The organism is Flavobacterium sp. Root186, from assembly GCF_001428525.1.
Classification (GTDB): domain Bacteria; phylum Bacteroidota; class Bacteroidia; order Flavobacteriales; family Flavobacteriaceae; genus Flavobacterium.
In genome coordinates, this window is the sequence record NZ_LMHW01000001.1 from 622025 (window position 1) to 644136 (window position 22112).

At 33.9% G+C, this 22112-nt stretch carries 12 protein-coding genes; 2 read left to right on the forward strand and 10 right to left on the reverse strand.

The genetic code is table 11. The features are described from left to right. Positions 1-16: 16 nt before the first annotated feature. The 7 genes from ASD98_RS02265 to ASD98_RS24535 form a co-directional block, all read right to left on the reverse strand. Positions 17-589 carry a hypothetical protein gene (locus ASD98_RS02265; protein WP_056199671.1) on the reverse strand — a complete coding sequence of 191 codons (573 nt, stop codon included), beginning with the start codon at positions 587-589 and terminating at the stop codon, positions 17-19. A gap of 13 nt (positions 590-602) precedes the next feature. Further along, positions 603-2876, reverse strand: coding sequence for a GH92 family glycosyl hydrolase (locus ASD98_RS02270; RefSeq protein ID WP_056199546.1), 2274 nt, complete (start codon positions 2874-2876; stop codon positions 603-605). A 124-nt stretch (positions 2877-3000) separates the two neighbouring features. Beyond that, positions 3001-5301: a GH92 family glycosyl hydrolase gene (locus tag ASD98_RS02275; protein WP_056199550.1), complete on the reverse strand. Its 2301-nt coding sequence runs from the start codon at positions 5299-5301 to the stop codon at positions 3001-3003. A 321-nt stretch (positions 5302-5622) separates the two neighbouring features. Continuing rightward, positions 5623-7236 carry a RagB/SusD family nutrient uptake outer membrane protein gene (locus tag ASD98_RS02280; protein WP_056199554.1) on the reverse strand — a complete coding sequence of 538 codons (1614 nt, stop codon included), beginning with the start codon at positions 7234-7236 and terminating at the stop codon, positions 5623-5625. A gap of 19 nt (positions 7237-7255) precedes the next feature. Continuing rightward, positions 7256-10267: a TonB-dependent receptor gene (locus ASD98_RS02285; protein ID WP_056199557.1), complete on the reverse strand. Its 3012-nt coding sequence runs from the start codon at positions 10265-10267 to the stop codon at positions 7256-7258. A 280-nt stretch (positions 10268-10547) separates the two neighbouring features. Beyond that, the gene (locus ASD98_RS02290) at positions 10548-12722 is read right to left on the reverse strand and encodes an alpha-N-acetylglucosaminidase (RefSeq protein WP_056199560.1); all 2175 of its coding nucleotides are present in this window, start codon (positions 12720-12722) and stop codon (positions 10548-10550) included. 1302 nt (positions 12723-14024) lie between these two features. After that, positions 14025-14564 carry a YcxB family protein gene (locus ASD98_RS24535; protein WP_056199563.1) on the reverse strand — a complete coding sequence of 180 codons (540 nt, stop codon included), beginning with the start codon at positions 14562-14564 and terminating at the stop codon, positions 14025-14027. A 1005-nt stretch (positions 14565-15569) separates the two neighbouring features. Between ASD98_RS24535 and ASD98_RS02300 the strand changes: the two genes are divergently transcribed. Together ASD98_RS02300 and ASD98_RS02305 are read left to right on the forward strand one after the other, a co-directional pair. Then, positions 15570-16550 carry an AraC family transcriptional regulator gene (locus ASD98_RS02300; protein ID WP_056199568.1) on the forward strand — a complete coding sequence of 327 codons (981 nt, stop codon included), beginning with the start codon at positions 15570-15572 and terminating at the stop codon, positions 16548-16550. A gap of 49 nt (positions 16551-16599) precedes the next feature. After that, on the forward strand, positions 16600-17592 hold the full coding sequence (locus ASD98_RS02305) for an AraC family transcriptional regulator (RefSeq protein ID WP_056199570.1): 993 nt from the start codon (positions 16600-16602) through the stop codon (positions 17590-17592). 210 nt (positions 17593-17802) lie between these two features. On the opposite strand, the gene ASD98_RS02310 is transcribed toward ASD98_RS02305, so the two are convergent. The 3 genes from ASD98_RS02310 to ASD98_RS02320 form a co-directional block, all read right to left on the reverse strand. After that, positions 17803-19794 (reverse strand): OmpA family protein, encoded by a 1992-nt coding sequence (locus ASD98_RS02310; RefSeq protein ID WP_082577771.1) that lies wholly within the window; start codon positions 19792-19794, stop codon positions 17803-17805. 21 nt (positions 19795-19815) lie between these two features. Further along, positions 19816-20730: a type IX secretion system membrane protein PorP/SprF gene (locus tag ASD98_RS02315; RefSeq protein WP_056199575.1), complete on the reverse strand. Its 915-nt coding sequence runs from the start codon at positions 20728-20730 to the stop codon at positions 19816-19818. Positions 20731-20762: 32 nt separating this feature from the next. Then, the coding region (locus tag ASD98_RS02320) for a gliding motility-associated C-terminal domain-containing protein (protein ID WP_206779292.1) at positions 20763-22112 on the reverse strand (1350 nt) is incomplete at its 5' end.

Here is a 22112-nt window from a genome sequence, read left to right on the forward strand (position 1 = left end):
TCTATCTCTTAATTTTTTAATTTACTGCATCTACTACTTTCACCAAAGTGAAATTGATGCCAAGCGGATTATTAGTTATTTTACAGATTAATGGATATTCCGAATTTTTTACAATCCACATTTCAGTTTCATCAATTTGTGCAATAACGTGCAGCGCATCGATTAATTTTCCGTCAATAGAAACGCTGTTTTTATCTTCGTTTTTGTCCAAAACATATGTCGTGTTATTATACACAAAAGAATTATTTTTCAATAAATCCTGATAAGCAGACTGCGAAATCATAAAAAAAGTTTCTGTTGGTTTTAAGTTTAAAACCGGCGCATATTCTCCTTGATTAAAACTTAAGGCATTTCCGTTTTTTACTGCTTCGGGAAGCATAACAATACTACTTTTTACGCCTCTTGTTTCCAATTTAAAAGTCAGTTTATTGTCTGCTGGTTCAGTCGTAAGCGATAAAGTTCTGGTCTGTCCGTGAAGCTTACAGATATAATGTAACGCTGTATTATTTTTTATTGTTGGAATGTAGTTCTGAGATATTCCTGTTTGATAAAATGTCAAAAACAGAAATGCTGCAATTATATTTTTCATCTTGCTGATCATTTTATTTTGCCGGCGGTAAAACTGTAGTTCCCCATGCCGAAGGTTTCGAATCCATTTCTAAAATTAATACTCCTCCGTTATTAATATCATCATGTAAAATCCACGCTTTGTTATAAGGTTTTCCGTTTAAAAAAGCCGCTTTTATGTATTTGCTTTTATCACTCATTTTTTTAGCAGAGATTTTAAACTTTTTACCGTTTTCCAATTGTATCGTCGTTTCTTTTATCAAAGGCGCATTAATCAGATAATAAGGCTGTCCGGCATTTGGATACAATCCCATCATATGAAAAGCCAGCCAGGAAGACATTGCACCCGAATCGTCGTTGCCGGGAAGTCCTTCTCTTGAAGTATTGAAATTATTTTTGATAATCGTTCTGATTCTGTCACTGCTTAAATACGGTTTTCCTATCCAGTGATAGAGACATGGCGTTAAAAATGAAGGTTCGTTGGCCACATTATACAAATCTGAATTAAAGAAAATATTCAGTCTGTTTTCAAACGCTTTTTCACCTCCCGATTTACGAATTACTTCCGGAACATCGTGCGGAATGCTGAATGAATATTCCCAAGAATTTCCTTCGTAGAAAAATACACACCAATGGCAGACATACCAAGGCGATTCGATAATTACAGGTGTGTATTTAAAAGTAGGTTTCTGGATTTTTGATTCACCGAAAACAACATTGTCCAGCCAGTTTCCGTCCTTGTCTTTTGGCATAATAAATCCTTTGGTACCGTTATTTTCGTAATCAGGACGCCATAAATTCTGCCAGCTGTCGGCTTGTTTGATGTATTGATTGTACAAATCGGTTTTACCTAATCCTTTTGCTACAATGGCAATATTGTAATCGTTGTAGGCATAATCGATAGTTCGGTTTCCTGCGCGATCTGTTCCATAGGGAACGTATCCAAATTTCAGATAATCTATTAATCCACCTCTTCCTTCTTTTTCTTCATTTCCTCCCGGCGGAATTGTCGCGTCTTTAAGCATGGCCTGCAGTGCCAATTCGTAATCTATTCCTTTTAAGTTTTTTACAAAAGCATCTGCCAGTACAACCTCAGCATTAGAACCGCCCTGAGTTCGTCCGTTGTCGTTGCCGCTTCTTCCTTCGGGTAAATAACCTTCACGTTTGTAAATGTTGAGCATTGCATTGATTATTTCTACTTTACGTTTAGAATCTATTAGCGTAATTAAAGGACTTGAAGTTCTAAAAGTGTCCCAAATTGTATAAAAATCATCATAGTAAGGTTCGTCATTTGTCCATAACGGATTTTCTCCGGTTCGGTCAACAGGCATAATCATCGTATGATATAAGCCCGTGTAGAACATTTTTTTATAATCTTCTGATGTATCTTCCGATAATTTAATTCGGCTTAATAATGCCTCCCATTTGTTTTCTAAAGTGGATAAAACAGTATTAAAATCCCAATGCGGAATTTCAACTTCGATATTATTTTTTGCTTTTAATTCACTTAAAAATGAGATTCCGATTTTGACATTCAATTCTTCTTTTCCTGTGTTTCCAAAAGAAAGCAGCGCTGCGGTTTTTTTACCTGAATCAAACTGTGCTTTTTGATTATTGTAAAATTGGCCGTCTTTAAAGGTTATATATTTTGCAATAGGCTGGTCGAAAACTGCCCAGAAATAAACGGTGTAAGCACGCCCATTATTCCAGCCTCCTCTGATTCTGCTGTATCCTCGAACTTCGGTATCAGAAACAATTTCAATCTGCGAACCTACAAACTGCTGTGCTTCTCTGGCATCAGGAATTTTTTCTTCTCCCAGAAAAAATCCCGGGTCTATTTTTAATTCTTTTGAGGTGTTTTTTGGATAAGTGATACGGTAAAATGATACTTTTTCGCCTGTAGTTATTTCAGTTTTGATTTTATTTTCTTTGAAAACCGTTTCGTAGTAACCCAGTTTTACATTTTCTTCAGCTCGAAATGAAGTCTGATCCATTTTATCCAAATTGCCGGAAAAAGGCATAATCTGAATGTTTCCGTATTTTGGGCCTCCGCCTGTTCCGCTTACATGTACCTGGCTGAAACCGGTTACTTCTTTTGGCATTGGAAGCCAGCCGCTGTTCGGACTCGAAGTGCAGTCCGGACTTGGTTTTACCATGCCGTACGGACAAGACGGCCCGATAAAAACCCTGCCCACTCCTTCTGATCCGATCATTGGGTCTACAAATTGATGGACGATTTGCTGGGCATTGATCGTTAATGTAAACAAAAATGATATTCCTAAAAGTATATTTTTACTGGATATTTTCATTACTTATTTTATTTCTTTAATAACTAAAAACTCTTTTTTTTGCCTCAGATTTGAAGGATTATAATGATTTAAAATAATCCGAATAATCTGTGAAATCTGTGGCAAAAAAACTTATTGCAGGCATTTATTTTGACATTTCTAAAATTAATTCTCCGCCATTTGTAATATCCTGATGCGAAAGAGTAAAATCTTTTACCGCTTTATTGTTGTATTTGATGTCTTTTATATACACATTTTCAGGATTGTTATTATTGGCTTTTATTACAAATGTTTTACCCGAATAATATTTCGGATTTAAATCTATCGTAATTTTATTGAATATTGGACTTCCTATTTGGTAAACGGCTTCTTGATCTGTTCCTCCATTCATTTGAAATAAACCAATTTTAAGCAATACATTCAAACTTCCCATTAATCCCTGATCTTCATCTCCGTTATAACCGGTTGCAGGAGATAATCCGCTGAAAGTTTCTTTTACAATGTTTCTTGTCCAATACTGCGCTAAATCTGGTCTTCCTAATACCGTAAAAATATTAGAGGTCTGCATAGAAGGCTGATTTCCAAAATTTACGGGAATCCTGCTAAACTCTGGATGCAACTCTGCATCATGTGATGTACCAGAAGTATAGTTTTGTTTTTTTGCTGTTTCAAATTGCGTGTTGAGTTTTGCAACTGCTTTTTCATTTCCACCCATTAAAAGGGCTAAACCTTCAATATCGTGCGGAACAAACCATGTTGATTGTGCTCCATTCGATTCTATAAATCCATTTTCATATTGATACGGATCATAATTTTCACGCCATTTTCCTTCCACATCTTTCGGACGCATCCAGCCTGTTTTGGCATCAAAAACATTTTGGTAGTTTTTAGCTCTTTTCATGAAATAATTGTAATCTTCCTGATGATTAAGTTTTTTAGCCAATTGCGCTAAAGTCCAATCCTGATACGCATATTCTAAAGTCTGGCTTGCACCGTCTTCATGACTTCCAAAATTACCTTCGGGAAGCGGGTAGGGAACATAACCTTTTTCTAAATAATATTTTAATCCGCCGCCAATGTTTGTATTGTGTTCATATCCTGCTTTTTCCATAATACCTCCCGGCATATGATTTTTTTTGAGTGCAATATAAATCTCCTCTAAATCTTCTTTTACAATTCCTTTTTGGATGGCACTCACAATAAAAGGCGTTGCCGAAGCTCCGGTCATTACATAAGTATCATTTCCTCCTGACGGACCACGCGGAATTATACCGCCATCTTTATAATATTGCATTAAAGAGTACACAAATTCTTCCATAATTTCAGGATATACAAGTCCCCAAAGATTATTTATTGTCCATTGTGCTCCCCAAAAAGCATCTGAATTATAGTGATTGAATTTCGGTTTTCCATCAGCATTTAAAGGTAAATGTCCCACCCTGAATTTGTCGCCTGTATTATCAGGATAAGCTCCATTTGCATCACTGATCATTTTTCTCCCTTGCAGGGCATGCCATAGATCCGTGTAAAATCTTCTTTGATCAGCTGTTGTTCCTCCTTCTGTTTTTATTCTTCCTAATAAATTGCTCCATTCTTTTCTGGAATCAGCAACTGTTTTATTAAAATTCCAATGTGGTAATTCGGTTTCAATATTGTTATTGGCATTTTCAATTGAGGTGTATGATATTCCAACTTTCATCAATATTTGTTCGTCCGTTTTATTAAAATTGACTAAATAATTACCCGTCACATTATCTATTTCTAAAGAAATAACAGGCTCATTTGTTTTAATTTTAAAAAATACAGTTAATGGTTTTGGACGTCTAAAATTGGTACTCAAAACTAATGATCCGGAAAGTTCATAATCATTGTTTTTTTCTAATTTCCCATTTGTATTTTCACAAGGTCCTAAAATAGTATTCAGATTAAAAAGAACTGCTTTTTGTGCTTTTACCGGAAAAGTATATTTGTGAAAACCTACTCTTGGCGTGCTGGTTAATTCTGCCGTTATTTGATATCTATTTAATTTTACTGAATGATATCCTGGTGTTATAATTTCGGTTTGATGACTGAATTTGGAATAAAAATCTTTAAAAATAGTTTGTTTGTTTTCAGCAGAAACTGTTACAGGCATTACAGATACGCCTGACATCTGCCATTCGTGAACGTGGCTAAAACCTTTAACTGTATCTGTAGTATATTTATAACCGCCTCCCCAATCGCCGTTAATTTCGGTATCAGGATTTAAGTTTACCATACCAAACGGCCGGCTTGCTGATGAGAAGTAAAACCATCTGGAATTTTCTGTATCCAGCAGCGGATAAACCATATCTGACACTTGCTTTTTTTTTAAAGAAACCCCATTTTGGGTTTTACATGACACTAAAAAAACAAGAGCTAAACTTACTCCAATGCGTCCTATTTTATAGATTATATTTAGTTCCATTTATTCTGTTTGTATTGTTGGGGCAATATTGGTTTATTTCTAAATCGAAAATGTAAAGCGAAGGATTTTACCTGATAATTATTGGATTTTTATGTATTCTCAAAACATACATTGAGAGAAAATTACAAAGCTTAATCTTTCATCGATTTCTGGAACGACATTCGATTAAGCTTTGTTTTTATTCAAAAATGAAACTGAACTGATTCTCATGAGGAATTGAAAAATCAGTTTTCTTTAGTAAAAAAGGAGAAGATTTTTACTCTCCTCTCCTTTTTAAAATTAAAATTGAGTTACAATGTGTACTTAATTAAATTCTTATTATTAATACCCATCATTTTGAGTTAGAGCCGGATTTAAAACCATGGCATTGGTTGGGATTGGAAAAACACGACGGCGAACATCTGTATTGGTTTTGTAACCCCATTGTCCTTCATATTTTCCAAAACGGATCATATCGTTTCTATGCCATGCTTCCCAAGTAAACTCACGGCTTCTTTCCTGATAAAGTTCTTCTAAAGTTACACCGCTTAAAGCTGCGGATGTTGTACGGTTAGAACGAACCATATTTACTAATGCATCTGCACTTTGTCCTAATGTTGCACCGCCTCCGCGAAGAATTGACTCTGCTTTCATTAGAAGAATATCTGAATAACGTAAGAAAGGAACGTCGTTCTTTTGGTTACGATTTGTTGAAGTAGCATCCGGATAGAATTTTACATTTCTATATCCCATATTCCAGGCAATTTCATCATTTCCAAGATCAAATAAAGTTACACTTTGACGAAGAAGAATATCTGGTGTCAAATTTACCTGATAGGTAAATGCGTCACCTCCATCAGATCCTGTATAAAACTGATCGTACCCTTTTTTAGTTGTTGTAACCATTACCGGAGTAACGCCGTCATTCATAAACTGAGGACCTGTAAGCCATTGCTTGTTGCGTATATCATTTACATCATTAAAATAGGCATAAAATTCCGGAAGGGTACTTCTTGGTGCACTTGGTGTATAAGGAAGACCGAACTTAGTTCTTTCAGAACGAGGTACATCATAACGAGCATGGTACATTTGTCCATTGAAACCAACTGTAACTGCTGCCGGATCGTAAGGAACTGCAAAAATGAACTCTTTCATCTGCGGTCCGTTGTTAGGATAAAACATTTGAAGATAAGTTGCTCTTGGTTCAATAACATATAAACCAGAATTAATTACCTGATCGCAAGCCGCAATACAATCATTATAGCGTTGTGTTCCTGTATATACGTCAGCATTCAAATACAATTTAGCGAGCATTGCATTAGCAGTCTGCTTATTTGGTCTTCCATAAGTTGTAACTCCCGCTGCAGCATTTAAATTAGGGACTGCTTTTTTTAATTCTTTCTCAATAAAATTGAAAACATCTTTTCTTGGAGTTTTAGCATGAGACGTAAAATCTCCATACAATGTATCTAATGGCACATCTCCATAACTATCCATTAACATGAAATAAGAAATAGCACGCATTGTTTTTAACTCAGAAATCAAAGTTTCTTTCTCTGAACCTTCAGGCATTGTTTGATTTAAAATTGAAATTGCCTGATTACTTGTTCCAATAACTTTAGACGACCAATCCCAAAGACTTCCTATGATACCATTATCTGCATTCCAGTCATGGTAATGCATGGCGATATAATTTCTGTTATCAAACCAGTTACCACCTCTTGCAGGTAAAATAGCTTCATCTGTAGATAAGGACTGAGTCCACCACCAAGAAAATGAAAAATCACCTCTGAAAGCAGCATAAACTGGACCTGTAGTCTGAATATATTGCGTTGAGTTTTGAGGAAAAACCTCAGGTGTTAATTGTGTTGTAATAGGCACATCTAGATCATCGCAAGACCATATTAAACCAGCCATAAGTACTGGAAGCCCTATATATTTTAATATCTTTTTCATAATTTTTAGCATTTAATTTTTAGAAGATCACATTTAAACCGAACATATAAGTTCTGGTTTTTGGATAGAAATTATTTGAATCTACACCTGGAGCTGTTCCTCCTTGTTCAACTTCCGGGTCAATTCCTCTGTATTTAGTAATAACAAATACGTTATTTACTGTTTGATAAATACGCACACTGCTTATATACCTGCCCACTTTACCAAAATTATATCCTAAAGTCATATTGTCTAATCTTATATAACTTCCGTCTTCTATAAAACGATCCGAATATTTATAAGAGTTTAAATCATTTGGTGACTCGTCACTTGCATCAACTAAAATATTGTTTGTCATTGCAGTGCTAGGTCTAAATAGATCGGCACGCGTTGCATTGAAAATTTTATTACCAAAAACTCCTCTGAAGAAAATACTTAAATCAAATTTTTTGTATTGAAAATTATTTGCCCACCCTGCTAATAATTTTGGCTGTGCACTTCCTGCATAATGATAATCTACTCCAATTAGAGGTGTAGTAGTCAAATTACCATTTTTATCATAATATTGCGAAACTCCAGCAGCATTTTTCCCTGCATACTTCAATGTAAAGAATTGTCCTAAAGGTTTTCCTTCTTTAAAAATTTGTAATGTACTTCCTGTTTGTCCACCACCGTCTGGTTGTACACGACGGATAGAATCTCCACCAACAAAGAAAGGGCTGGTTAATTTAACGATCTCATTCTTGTTGTGCGCCAAATTCAAGTTAGTTGTCCAGCTGAAATCTGCAGTTTTAACCACAGTTGCACTTAAACTAACCTCAATACCTTTATTAGACATTGTTCCTCCGTTTGCTACAATTGTTCCTACTGGTACAAGTACCGGATTAACATTATAGTTAAAAATCATGTCTGTTGTTTTTTTATTGTACACATCAACAGAGCCTGATATTTTTCCTTTTAAGATTGAGAAGTCAACTCCAATATTTGCAGTAGCTGTTTTTTCCCATTTCAAATCTGGGTTAGCCGCCTGGTTAGGTCCATAAGCTCCAATTTGTTGTCCGTTATAGTAGAAAGTTCCTAAACTCCCGGAAATAAACTGAGCTGTATAAGCATTAAATCCAGAAGAGTTACCTGTTACCCCCCAGCTTCCGCGGAATTTCAAATCACTAAAAATGTTTTGATTCTGCATAAAACTTTCTTTGTCTACTCTCCATGCACCTCCTACAGAAGGGAAATACCCCCAGCGATTATTTGCTCCAAACATAGATCCACCATCTTTTCTAAGTGATCCTTGTAAAAGATATCTGTCTTTGTAATTGTAATTTAGACGTCCAAAATATGATATTAAACGCGTTTTTTGGTATGCTTTACTATCTCCAAAATTTACTACATAACCATTAACAGAAGTGTAATTACTTAAAGCAAGGTTGTTATATCCTACATTATCTACTGGAAAGTTAGTTGTTGTAGCCTGAAATCCGTCTCCTAATGTATTTTCCTGCCATGAGTAACCTGCTACAGCTTTTATTTTATGCTCTCCTATTGCTTTATCCCAAGTAAGGAAGCTTTCAATAATATTGTTTCTGGTTTCGTAAGAATTTCTCAATGCAGAACCATTTACACCAAAATTAACCAATGTTTTTGTCAAAGGCGGATCTGGGTTGTTGTAAAAGTTGGCACTGTTGTATTGTGAATAATAACTATCATAAAATTCTCCATGAGCCGCAGTTAATCTTTGGTGTGCTAAATTCAAATTATAAGTAAATCCAAACGGAAGTTTTACTTCTGCAGTAAGGTTACCTACAAGGTTATCCGTTTTAGTTTCATCAGTACCATGTTCAATTAAAGCTACTGGGTTAAAATATCCCGGACTGGTAAAGTTTTCAAAAAAACTTCCATCAGCATTTCTTACCGGAGAAACAGGAAGATAGCTTGCTGCCTGCAAAAGAACAGTATTTCTCTGTGGTACATTTTTATATTTTGTACTAGAATTAGTAACGTTTAAACCAAATTTAACCTTATCATCAAAAGCAAATTGTTCAACAGATAAGCGGGCAATGATACGGGAAAAATCACTTTTTAGCATTATACCTTCTTTATTAAGCGAAGTAATACTTGCTGTGTAGTTTCCATGATCTCCGCCGCCGCTCATCGATAAGTTATGGCTGCTTGATGCTGCACGTCCTGATCTTAAAATTTCTTTTTGCCAGTTTGTATTAGCACCTTTGTCATTTTCAGGAGTAAAATTCAAATTATTTTTAGTTGTAAAAGCTCTAAGCTGATCTGCATTCATCATGTCCAGATTATTTGAAACTTCTTCCCAGCCAACATAACCATTGTATGCAATCTGCGTTCTGCCCTTACTTCCTTTTTTTGTTGTTACCATGATAACTCCATTTGCAGCACGATTACCATAGATTGCCGTTGCAGCAGCATCTTTTAAGACATCGATAGTTGCAATATCATCTGGTGCAATTACTGAGATATCAACTCCGGGAATACCATCTATTACATAAAATGGACCTTGAGAACTATTTAATGTTGAAGCTCCACGCAAAACCACAGAAGCCGTTCTTGTAGGGTCACCGCTTGATGAAATGTTCAAGCCAGAAACTTTACCCTGCAAAAGCTGTCCAACATCACTAATTGCTCCTCTATTTAAATCTTCAGCTTTAACTGAAGTTACAGCAGTAGTAAGGTTTTTACGCGATCCTTTACCGTAACCAACCACTACTACTTGTTCTAAATTAGTTGTGTTAGGCTGTAATTGAATCGAATAATTTGTTTTTGTTCCGTCTAATTTTAGAGTCTGATCATTAAAACCCATAAAAGAAACTATTAGTATCGCATTTTTGTTTGAAACCGAAATTTTAAATTTCCCATCAAAATCTGTTGTTGCAGTATTATTTGTACCTTTCTCAAGTACATTAGCGGCTGGCAGAGGAATACCTTTGTCATCTAAAATTATACCGGACACTTCTGTTTTTTGTGCCCAGGTATTAATTGAGAAGCCAAGAAAAAAGGCTAATAATAAAAGTTTAAGTTTTTCCATTGTTTTTTTGGTTAATTGGTTAAATAGTATTGACGAAATTACTGGTAAAGAAATGTTAACAAATGGACAAGTTATTCAGAAATATGGATAAATCCTTTAAAACTAGTAACAGCAAGGGCTTACGAATTTATTTTTATAAAATTATATAATCAAAAACTTACTAATTAATCGATTTCGTAAAAGATTTCATTTCATATATTCAGTATAGTTTAAGGCAATAGGTTAAAGCTTAAGTTATATTGTGTTTATATACGTAATAATTATGGTCTCTTTGTATTGTTTATTTATTTTCAGACCAATTTATTTCCCAATTTTTAATTAGTTCCCTTTCTTTCGTTTCATCAAATGGAGTATTATTTACTGCTGATTTTTTCAACGCTTCTAAAAACATTTTCCATCTTGGCCAGTAAAATCCTTTATACATTCCGTGCCATGCTCTTGAAGCGTAATCATTTAAATGACCTTCTCCACCCCAAAGCGTAATTAATGTTTTGGCATTTTTTACGTACAATTTAGATACCTCTGGAGAACTTCCGTATTCAGAGGCCGATTTTACCCAATTATCAAGACTGCTCAAAGGTTGTCCGATCATGATATTGTCAATAGCCAAAATTTGTTTTTCGATCTTTTTAAATAGTTGATCTCCTTTTGTGATGTCTTTCTGTTGGTACGCTTTTACACATTCTATCAAATCTTCATCAATGCAGAGTGAATAGTAATGTCTTGAAACATCAATTAAATCGTAATTAATGAAATTCTTTTTATCATATTTTTTAGCTTCTTTGGTCAAAATATCTAAAGCTTCTTTTAGTTTTTTCTTGTCTCCGGGGTTTCCTTTAAATTCTGTAATTGTCGCAGTTGGACGTTTAAAAAGCAAATACGCTCCAGCCCTATCATTCCACCAGCGTGTTTCCCAATATTTGATATTGTAAACAGATTCTAACAATAATTGCCACGCCTGAAAAACAGAAACAGAAGTCTTTTTTCTGTATCTCGCATCCAGATATTTATTGAGCCAGTCTTCTATAGGCTGTTCTCCTTTATTCCACGCGAGATCATAAATGTATTCATAAACTATAGAGTTGTTATTTAAGCCTTCTGGCATAGCACCATAGCCCACAATATTTCCTCTATTGGGATTTTTTAGTAAACTCGTTAATTCATTTTTATAGAAATCCAAATCTCCATATACAGGATTTGATCCTCCATAATTATGTACATAACCGTAAGTCCATTGTTTTCCATAAAAAGCTTCCTGATTTTCCCATACTTTATATCTGTCGTTGGCATAATCCTGAACCATCAGTCTGTCATTTGGTACTTTACTTAAAAATGCTTTAGTGGCTTCTTTTGTCCAAAATTCTTTATTGTCTCCAAAAAGCCATCCTTGCATTACCCAAACTGAACCGGGAGCAGCTTCATTTATAGTTTCATAAATAGCACTTCCGTAATTAGAAAGTTCTTCATATTTGTTGTTCTCAGAAACCGGCGGTGTAATTTCATTAAAAGAATCTGCCAGATAGAAATTGGACTTTCCGTACATTTTAGTATAAATTTCAATAAAGCGTTTACCAATTTGTTTAAACAAAGGATCTTTAGAATCTAATAGAAAAGTACTTGCAAAACCACCTCCAGACCAGGATTTTAATTCGGTTATTTTAGCTTCTGGATGTTTTTCTGCGAAAGCTTTAGGAACATAACCGCTAAAAGCAGGCACAACGGGATGCATGTCTAATGCTCTCATTCTTTCTAAGATTTTCTTTTGCAGGTCTTCTTTCTTACTGAACCATTCTTGTGGCAATGGGCCTTCAAGACTATTAATGTTTCCCATACGCTGCCACGGTAAAAAAGCAGGTCCTGCAAAATGCGATTCTAATTGAGTGCTGGTCAAACCGTACTCTTTCCATAATTCCTGCCATACTGCTTCCTGACCTTCCATTGCAGTTGGAAGATTGATTCCGTGCATTCCCATCCAGTCAATTTCCTGTTCCCAGCGCTTCCAGTCCCACCACGGAGTCGTGTAGCCGAAAGTACAGGCATTTAAATATTCTCTGTATTCAAATGGCGTATTTCCTTTTTTTGAATATTTTGGCCAGGTCTTAGGCAAACCGACTCTATTTCCTTCCCAGCTGACTAAAACTGCACCAATATCTCTGAGAAAATTATAAGCTGCATAACAAATTGCAGTATTATTTGATGCTTTGATTTTTACCTGATTACCTGTTGTTTCGATTTCAAACCAATCTGATTTATTATTCTCTTTATTTTCAATAATACTTAATTCAAACTCGCTGGCACGATTACCTATAAGTCTTTCTATTACAGCTAATGCACTTTTAGTTTTCTCATCATTTTTACAATACCCTTTAGCGGTACAAAAAAATAAGAGTATAAAAAATGGCACAGCCTTTTTTAAAAAACTACCTTTTTTAATTTTAAAATTCTCTCTTTCCATATAATCACATATTTATTAAATTTTCCTGACTCATTTATCATAACAAAAGAAAGGGAGATTAAATAGTTAATTAATCTCCCTATCAAACAAAACAAAAATCTATTACTAATAATAACTAACAATCTTATTCCATAAAATTCAAGATTAATTAACTAAGTCCTGAACTGAAAATAAAATTATACATAATGTTTTTTCTTAAGATGGATTTATCAATCAAAAACATAGACATATTCATTCAATACTTTTAACTTTTTCAAGTAAAAGGTTTAAATTGAGGAAAAGTAAAATGAACGGCATAGCTTTTTGCCACAAAAAGTTAAGGCGGTTTTTAAAGATATTTATAAGTCTAAGTTTTGTGGCACAAGCGTGGCACAAGGTATTTTTCAAAATTATAAATCAATATTAACAAGTGTTGTTAGGTTCGAAATTTTGTAACGCTGTTTTTATTTATTATTTGTCGTTAACAAGTTTGAGTCCTGTTCCCGCTACTAAATAAAAACACCACTTGAAAAAATTGGTATTTTTTGTTTTAACATTTACAATATGGTTGAATTTGCTATTTATATTCTTTATTCTGAAAAATTTAGAAAAAATTATAACATATAGAATCTAAAGTCAGTCTTCTTTAAGCCTTAAAAACAACCTTTTATATAGAATAAGTCGGTTACCTTCTTAATCAAATTTTAATAAAAAAGCCCTCCGCTCACAATGTTTAATCAATTCACTGCAGGCGGTAGAGCTGGTCCATAAACATAATCTTCCAATTTTATGTTCACTATCCGCACTGTGGCGTATGCTTTTTAAACGACTATATAAATAATATATTACAAACTTAAAATATTTAGTTTTAGAAAGCTGTTGCAGTATCAGAATATTGGCTGACATTGTAATTATATGACGGGCTGTCTCGGTCTAAAAAAACTTCAACATAATATCGCAAGGGATAAAAAAAACTTTAAAGTCGTTTTTAAAAATTAGTTGTGTAGACAATTAAGTTTTCCTTTTTTAAAAAATTAATTTGATTTTTATTTATAGCTATTAATTTGGAATACATCTACCAGATAATAATTTTCCCCAAAAGCTATTACAGCGTCTTTTAGATCTGAGGCTGGAATATATCACTATTTTATGTTTGAAGTACTTTAAAAACGCTGTAAAATGAATTGTTTCGTAACAATCCTTCAAAGAAATTGATTTAATTTTAAGCACATATAAAAAATTATAGTGCATATAATCTGCCAGCTTTTATATTTGTTATTTCTATTCAATCCATAAATACTAAATTCAAAATATAATCATCTATTAAACTTTCGTAATCTGTATTACATTACTTTCTATAAAAGCTATTAGTTTCTTTATATCTCTATTCTGATTCTTATTCGAAATGGAAATAATATATCCATTTTTTTCCTTAATGTATAAATAGAAAAAATCCTTAGTTAAAATTGCTTTTTCAATTTGAGTCCATTTATGAACGAACTCTCCCAACGGAGAATGGACGTAGATAAAGGAATTTGTAAAATTGAATTTATATTTTAATATTAATCTATCAAATCTTAAAAGCTTTTTAATTAGCTGAAAAGTAAGTTTGCAAATCATATTGACAAATGAACACTGAAGCATTAAAAAGATTATCACGAAAGTCAGATTTCGTATTATCCATATAATTAAATCACTTCCATTATTCCATTCAGAAAAATCGTAAAAAATAGAAAAAAGTAAAACAAATCCGAAAAGAATTCGAACTCGCTCTTTATACAGATTTTTAAAATACATTTTATTTAACTTCCGTACTTCATCTGCATTTAATCGAAACTCTAAAGAAAAATTAGAAGTATTCATCTCGTTTAAATTACCTTAATATATAATTTTTCTTATTCGCTAATCTTTTTTCAAAAAGAGAAAATAAAACGACAAAAAATATGGAACAAAAATAAAATAAGACTAGAATATTAATTCCCTATTCAAGTCTTTAGAATATTAAAATAAGACTTTTTAAAAAAGTAAAAATAAACCTCAAAACAAAATAAAAATTGATTTTTAGTTAAAACTATAAAATATAAAAATGTATTAAAAAACATACATTTAATAGCTAAAAAAAGATATACAAATACCATTAAAAGTTCAAAAAGTATCAGAAAAAGACTTAAACAACAATTTTATTTAGTTTGTTTTCAAATAGTTAAATAAACAAAAATAAATAAATCGAAAATTAAATATTTAATTTACATTTGAATGCAACTTAATATATTGTAAATGGTTTCTTACCCAATAAATCTTCTTAATTAAAGGAAAATGTCTAGCATAAAAATATTATTATGCAAAAAATATGTCAGTACTATCTCTAACATAAAAAAGAACCTTTTTGAAAATTACCAACCCTTTAATGCAAAATGAATTTAAAAAAACTGACTTTGATTTGGCCTTATAAATGAAGTTTAAAAAAAATTAATTATTAAAATAATAAAAAATGCAGGCGAAGATGAAAACAGAAAAAGGAACTTGAATATGCTCAAATACATTCAAACGATGCAGTTCCATAAATGTTATACAAGTAAATTCTATTGTAACAATTCAAATGTCTGAAAATCTTATCAATAGCTTTTCAAATTATAACACCCGTACAAGCAATCTTATCCAGAACAAATTATCGATACCATCACCAATCGAACTGGCTTGATTGACTGTGCTTCTAAATTTTATGGCAGTTTGCTTTCGTATAAATAAGATCAATTATTAAAAATTAAAAGATACACCCTATACTTTAGAAAGTTTAACATATTAAATGTTAAAACTTTACAAAAAAAAATAAAAAAAAATTAATTAACTTTATTAAAAAATATTTCCGTGAAAATAATTGAACATTCTTATGGTGCAGACTTAACCTGGGTTGAAAACTTTGCAAAGCAATTTGGAGGAAAAGTTGAAGGCAATTTTATAATTGGTCCAGAAGAAATTCAGTCGGGAACAAGATACTTTTTTGAGGTCAGTGAAGGAATTGTAGCTTACTATCTCAACGTTGAATACCATAAAAATTTTCAATTAATACAAAAAAATAAAGATAATGATTTTATAGGTTTTTATTATAATCTCACTGAAGGTGAGGCAAGCGTATCTAATGACACTTTGAAGTTCAACGTTGGAAGATGGGATTACAACTTAACTGTAATTGATGGCAGTCTACAATCCTGTTATGATATTAAATCCGGTAGTAAAACCTTTGCTTTATGTATCTTCATTAAAAAGAGCATGATCAAATTTTTTGCAAAAAAAAATAATATTACCATTGACAATATCGATAAAATAACTGATCCTAAACTAAATACAATTATTCGATTTGACAGAATGAGTAATGAAAGTTTTCATTTATTGGACGATTTACGAAAATTAAAAGTTGGCGGTCCTGTATTTAACTTAAATCTCGTTGGTACTGTACATATGCTAATTTCTAATTATCTAAAAAAGATGTCAACCAACAGAATTGTCATACAAACTGTAAATGAAACCGATCTGGCTAACATTATCAAAATACAAAAGCTCCTGATTAGCAATATTGAAGAACATTTCCCTACTATTAAATTTATGGCATCAGAAGCCAATATGTCTGAATCAAAATTTAAAAACTTATTCAGAAAAATTACGGGAAGTACGCCAAATGCTTTTTTTATGGATAACAAACTATCACTAGCTAAAGAATTACTTCAAAAAAAGCAATTATCCATTTCTCAAATTTCAGATCAACTTCATTTTACAAACAACTCCTATTTTGCCTCAAAATTTAAAGAACAATACGGTTTGTCTCCAAAAACTTTCATCAAACAATTATAAATGCTCATAAAGATATTTAAAAAAATAAACTAAATCTAATGTCTATTTTATGAAAAGCATCAAACACTTTTATAGTTTAGGTCCAGAATGGCAAACTAGGTTTGCAGAGCAAATGGGGACAAAAGTTGTAGATAATAAAATAATCATTTTCCCCGAAACTTTCGGAAAGGGGCATACTTATTTTACACAAATTACACCTGGGATTTCAGCACTATTTATTGATTTTGAATTGACAACACCTGTTAAAATAACCAGATTAAATTCTGATCACCATTTATACATTTTTCATTATGATCTAAGTGAGCATGTCAACTTAATAAAAATTAATAATAAAGATTATGAAATTGGCTCTTTTGAGAAATTAGATCTTGCCATTATTGATAATAAACTCGATAGTACATTTAAACCTGCAATCAATGAACGAACAATAGCCTTACGTATACTGGTTGACAAAAGTCTGCTAAATGATTTTATGGAAAAATATCCTGAAAAAGAACGTAAAAAACGAGCATTACAGCCAGATAATAACACGCTTTATCATTATGGGAATATTGATAGCAACAGCATACTTCTTATTCAATCTATTAAAAATAAATCTATAAATGATATCTCTTTTGATTCTCTTTTAAAAGGTGTATCCCTAAAATTATTAGGCAATTTTTTCAATAAGTTTTATAATTCCCAAATTACAACAAACGATGTCACAGAAATAGATCTTGAAGCCATTACTAAAACAAAAGATTATCTTCTTAATAATTTGTATGGCTCTTTTCCGTCAGTAACTTTTTTAGCGGCAATGGCTGGGATGTCTGAATCAAAATACAAAATTCTCTTTAAAAAATGTTTTAACAATACTCCAAATAATTTTTTTATAACCGAAAAAATGATACTAGCGCAGAAATTATTAAAAGGCGGTGAGTTTAGAACCTTAACAGAAATAGTTTACGAGCTGAGTTATAGCAAACTAAGTTATTTTTCATCAAAATATTATGAGATTTTTAAGCATAAGGCCACGGAAGATTTTATAAAAAAGCCTCATTAATCCGCTATTCAAATTCACGCTTTTTAAATTAAAACAATTTCATTTAAAATTTAATATAAGNCATAAGGCCACGGAAGATTTTATAAAAAAGCCTCATTAATCCGCTATTCAAATTCACGCTTTTTAAATTAAAACAATTTCATTTAAAATTTAATATAAGATAAAATAGGGTATCTTTTTACGATACCCTATTTTTTTAATTAACCTTTATTAATGGTTTACATGAATTATAAACTCTGAACGTCTGTTTTGCTGATGCTCCTGTTCAGAACATTTTACTCCATTGGTACATCTGTTTATTAAACGGGTCTCCCCATAWCCYTCTCCCGACACACGTTCTTTTTCAATTCCATGGGCCGCAATATAATCTACAGTAGCTTTTGCCCTGTTCTCAGATAACTTCATATTAAAATCATCCCTGCCCCTGCTGTCGGTATGCGAATTAATTTTTAACGAAATACTCGGACGGGCTTTCATTAATTCCACAACCTTATCCAATTCTGTTTTTGATGACTCTCTTATCTTAAATCCGTTGTAATCAAAATAAATCGGGTCCAGTTTTAACTTATGTGTAAGGTCATCCCCTTCCTGCAGCGTTACGGTCTTATCTCCTACGATTACCTCCATTTCATTTATAAAATCAAATGAGTATTCACGTTTCTCTGCCGGTTTTAACTGAGGCGCCACATTGTGTATTTTCTCGGCAATGCCGGGCTTTTTATAAACCAGTTTATAATCTTTGTAAGGATCAAGATCAATGGTATACAGACCATCTTTTCCAGAATAAACCGTATTGATTACCTGGTTTTCTGAATTATAAACCTCCACAGCCATACCTTCAATCGGCGCTCCGCTTGTGTATTTTAAAGTCCCCGATACAATTGGTTTTATATTAAAGTTAAAATCAGCCGCCCTGAGTTCTGTAAAACTGTAGATATCATCATTCCCGCTTCTGTTAGAAGAAAAATACCCTTTTTTAGTGTCATCCTGAATGGTATAGGCAAAATCATCTGCATTTGTATTTACACCGTCCCCAAGGTTTACTACATGGTATTTGCCCTGGTCATCCTTTAATGCCGCAAAAACATCTAAACCGCCAAGGCCCGGATGACCGTCAGAGGAGAAATATAAAATTCCTGAAGCATCTACAAAAGGATAGGTTTCCCTGCCTAAGGTATTGATCTCATCCCCCAATCTGGTAATATCGTTGCCAATATAGCCCCCTTTTTTAAGACTTGCCGCATAAATATCCGAATTACCGAATTTGTTGTTTCGGTCTGAAACAAAATACAGCTCACTCTCATCGGCACTTAAAGCCGGGTGTGCAGAGGAGAACCCGTCACTATTTATTGGATAACCCAGTTCTTTTACATTTTTCCATTCTCCATTAACATTCTCAGCCACATAAATTTTTAAATAAGTGGTTCCTTCCTTATCAGCCCCAAGTTTCCCCCCGGCATAGTTGTTTCTGGTAAAATACATGGTTTTGCCGTCTTTGGTTATCGCCGGGGTGCTCTGATGGTACCTTGTATTTACATCCCCTTTTAAAAGAACAGGGTTCTGCAGTCCGCCATCCACCGTAACATCAGCCGAATATAATTTTAAAAACGATTTCTCATTCCAGCTGTGTTTACGTTTTATGATTGTTCCGGTATCTTTGGCCGAAGCATAAATTACTTTATCCTTGCCATTAAAACAAGCACCAAAATCAGAAAATGGGGAGTTCACATCTGCAGGTTTGAAAATATAACGGCCGGATTGTCTTTTAATATCTTCCATCAGTTTTTCCTGGTTCCAGTCTGCACTCAAATCTTTTTTGCCGGTTTTGGAGTAGTAGGTTTTCATAACCTGTTCAGATTCTTTGTAATTCTGGCTGTTGTTTAAAGCCTGTGCATATCTGAAATAATATTCCGGATCGATCCCTTTTGGAGAGTCTATTATTTTGGCATAACATCTGGCTGCTTCCGGATAATCTCCATTATAATAGTAACAGTCTCCAAGCTTGGTATAAGCCTCGATTGTATTATTCCCTTTTTTAATTTCCTTATTGTATAACCTAATAGCTTCAATGAAGGCAAACTTTTTATATGCCGCATTAGCCTTTTCTAAATTTTTATCCTGATTCTGGGCCTGGATATTTCCTGTCTGCATGATACAAACCATCAGCAATATAAAAGCAGTTTTGAGTTTTTTATAAACCATCCTATTTCGTATTTAGCGTTATTAGAAGAATCTTGGCGTTACAAGCCTTGTTTTAGACCTGTTTATCAAATCAAAGCGCAGGAAAAACTCATGTGACCCTGAATTGTAATTACCAATATTTGTTGTATCATAATCATAGGCATATCCCACTTGTATGCCATCTGTAACCTGAAAACCGGCAAGGGCGCTAAGACCTGCATCCCAGCGGTATGCCGCGCCAAGGGTAAATTTATTATTGATCAGGAAATTGGCCGACAAATCAACCGCAAGAGGGGCTCCGGAAACAGCTTTTGCCAGAACTGCAGGTTTAAACTTTAAATACGGATTAAGGTCAAACACATAACCCCCTATTAAATAAAAATGTGATTTTGTTGAATAGGTGGTTTCTTTTACATCATCAAAATAGGTGGTTTTTAATAATCTTGGAACTGATAAACCTACATACCAGTTATAAGAATGTACATAAAAACCAGCCCCTACATTGGGTGAAATCTGAGATTCCACCCCGGTCATATAACGGTCCTGATTCTCTATATTCAATCTGTTATAATCAACCGAGAAATTATCCAGTCCCGCAGCGATACCAAATGAATATTTTACATCCGTGCTGCCTAAAATGGTATAGGCAAAATTTCCCATAACACCTACATTCTTTGTCGGACCGATCTGGTCGCTCACTACGTTTAAACCAATTCCGTCTGCATGGGACCCCAGAGGGCTCTGAACTGAAAAGTTCATTGTTTTCGGGGCTCCGTCCAATCCAGCCCATTGTGTCCTGTACAGTCCCATTGCGCTCACTACTTCCCTGGAACCTGTATATCCGGGGTTAAAAGTCATTGTGTTGTACATGTACTGCGAGTATTGCGACTCCTGCTGCGCCGATGCGCTGAAAGCCCCCAGCAGCAATATTGTTATTATATGATAGATATTTTTCATTACTTAATTAATTTCAATTCTTAATTTTAGAATTATTGATTGTTGATATACAGGTAGCCTGATTTTTCAACCGCTTTTTTACCGTTATTGTATTTTAGTATGTAGAAATAGGTTCCTGTAGGAAGTTTTTCTCCCCTGTTTATTGTGGCACGGCCATCTGAATAACCCGCAAACATTACAGTGCTTTCATTGTATGATTTTGCATCGTATACTTTAACACCCCATCTGTTATAGATTTCAACAGAATTGTCAGGATATTTGTTTATTCCCTTGATGTGGAAAGTATCGTTTATGCCGTCCCCGTTTGGAGATACCGCGTTGTACACTATCAAGTCCGTAGGATCGCTGTCTTCTGCCTTGACAAGAGCCGTCGTAAAGATCCCATATCCTCCTACTGCACCGGTTAACAGTCTTGAATACGGTTCCCCGTTGATAGGATCGCTGAGAACCCCTTTATCATTCACCCATTTGCCTAATGCCTCGTCCCAGCGCACAATGGCTGTCCTTACTTTGGAAGTTTCTGCGAAAAATTGGGAAGGGGTCGTGTCATTGCCCAGCGAAAGGCTCAAGACAATTTTTTCAGCACCCTGATCTTGACGCACCTCCCAGTATTCCTGGTCATTGATCTCTAATATCGAATCATCTTTACTGGAATGCGAATGAAGGTCTGCTGAATTTTTATGGAAATATTGTGTTGTATATATATTGTTTGATGCTGCTGCACCATGAAATGACGGTCTGAAATATTTATCGGCACCTACCGGATACTCAAAATCTTTTTTTCCCTTTTTCTGAACTTTTCCATCCACAAAACTTTGATCCCCTGCTTTTTCATGAACTGCATTTTCATTGAAAATCACCAGGCCTTCCAGCTGTGCCGCGTCTACTATTCCTTTAATAAACTCAGCCTTGTTTCCTACCGTGATTGTTGTACCCAGGTGAAACTGGGCATCACCAGCGGTTTTATTGTCAAAAACAACATTCTGAAAATCAGACTGCTTATCCCCTTCAATCATCTGCTCTTCGGTGCCCTTAAACAAGGTACTGCCATTACTTGCAGCATTTGTGAAATTGACCACACCATTGTTGTTCCAGTCTTTAAAAATATAAACCTCCCCGTCATTGGTAAAGGCTCCCGAATCATCGTTCTGGTAATTTTCATAAACAGACAAAATCGTATTATCCTTCACCAAAACCTCTCCCTTGTTATAAAACTGGGCATGCCCCTGGTAAGAAAATAGTAATCCCGTTAAAAAACAAAAACCGCAGAGGGAACCGCCCTTTATAAAACAGTCTGCATCCTTTTGTTTGTCTACTTTATAGAAAGTATTATTTTTCATATCTATATAATTTTTGGTATAAATCACATTGTATTTTATGGC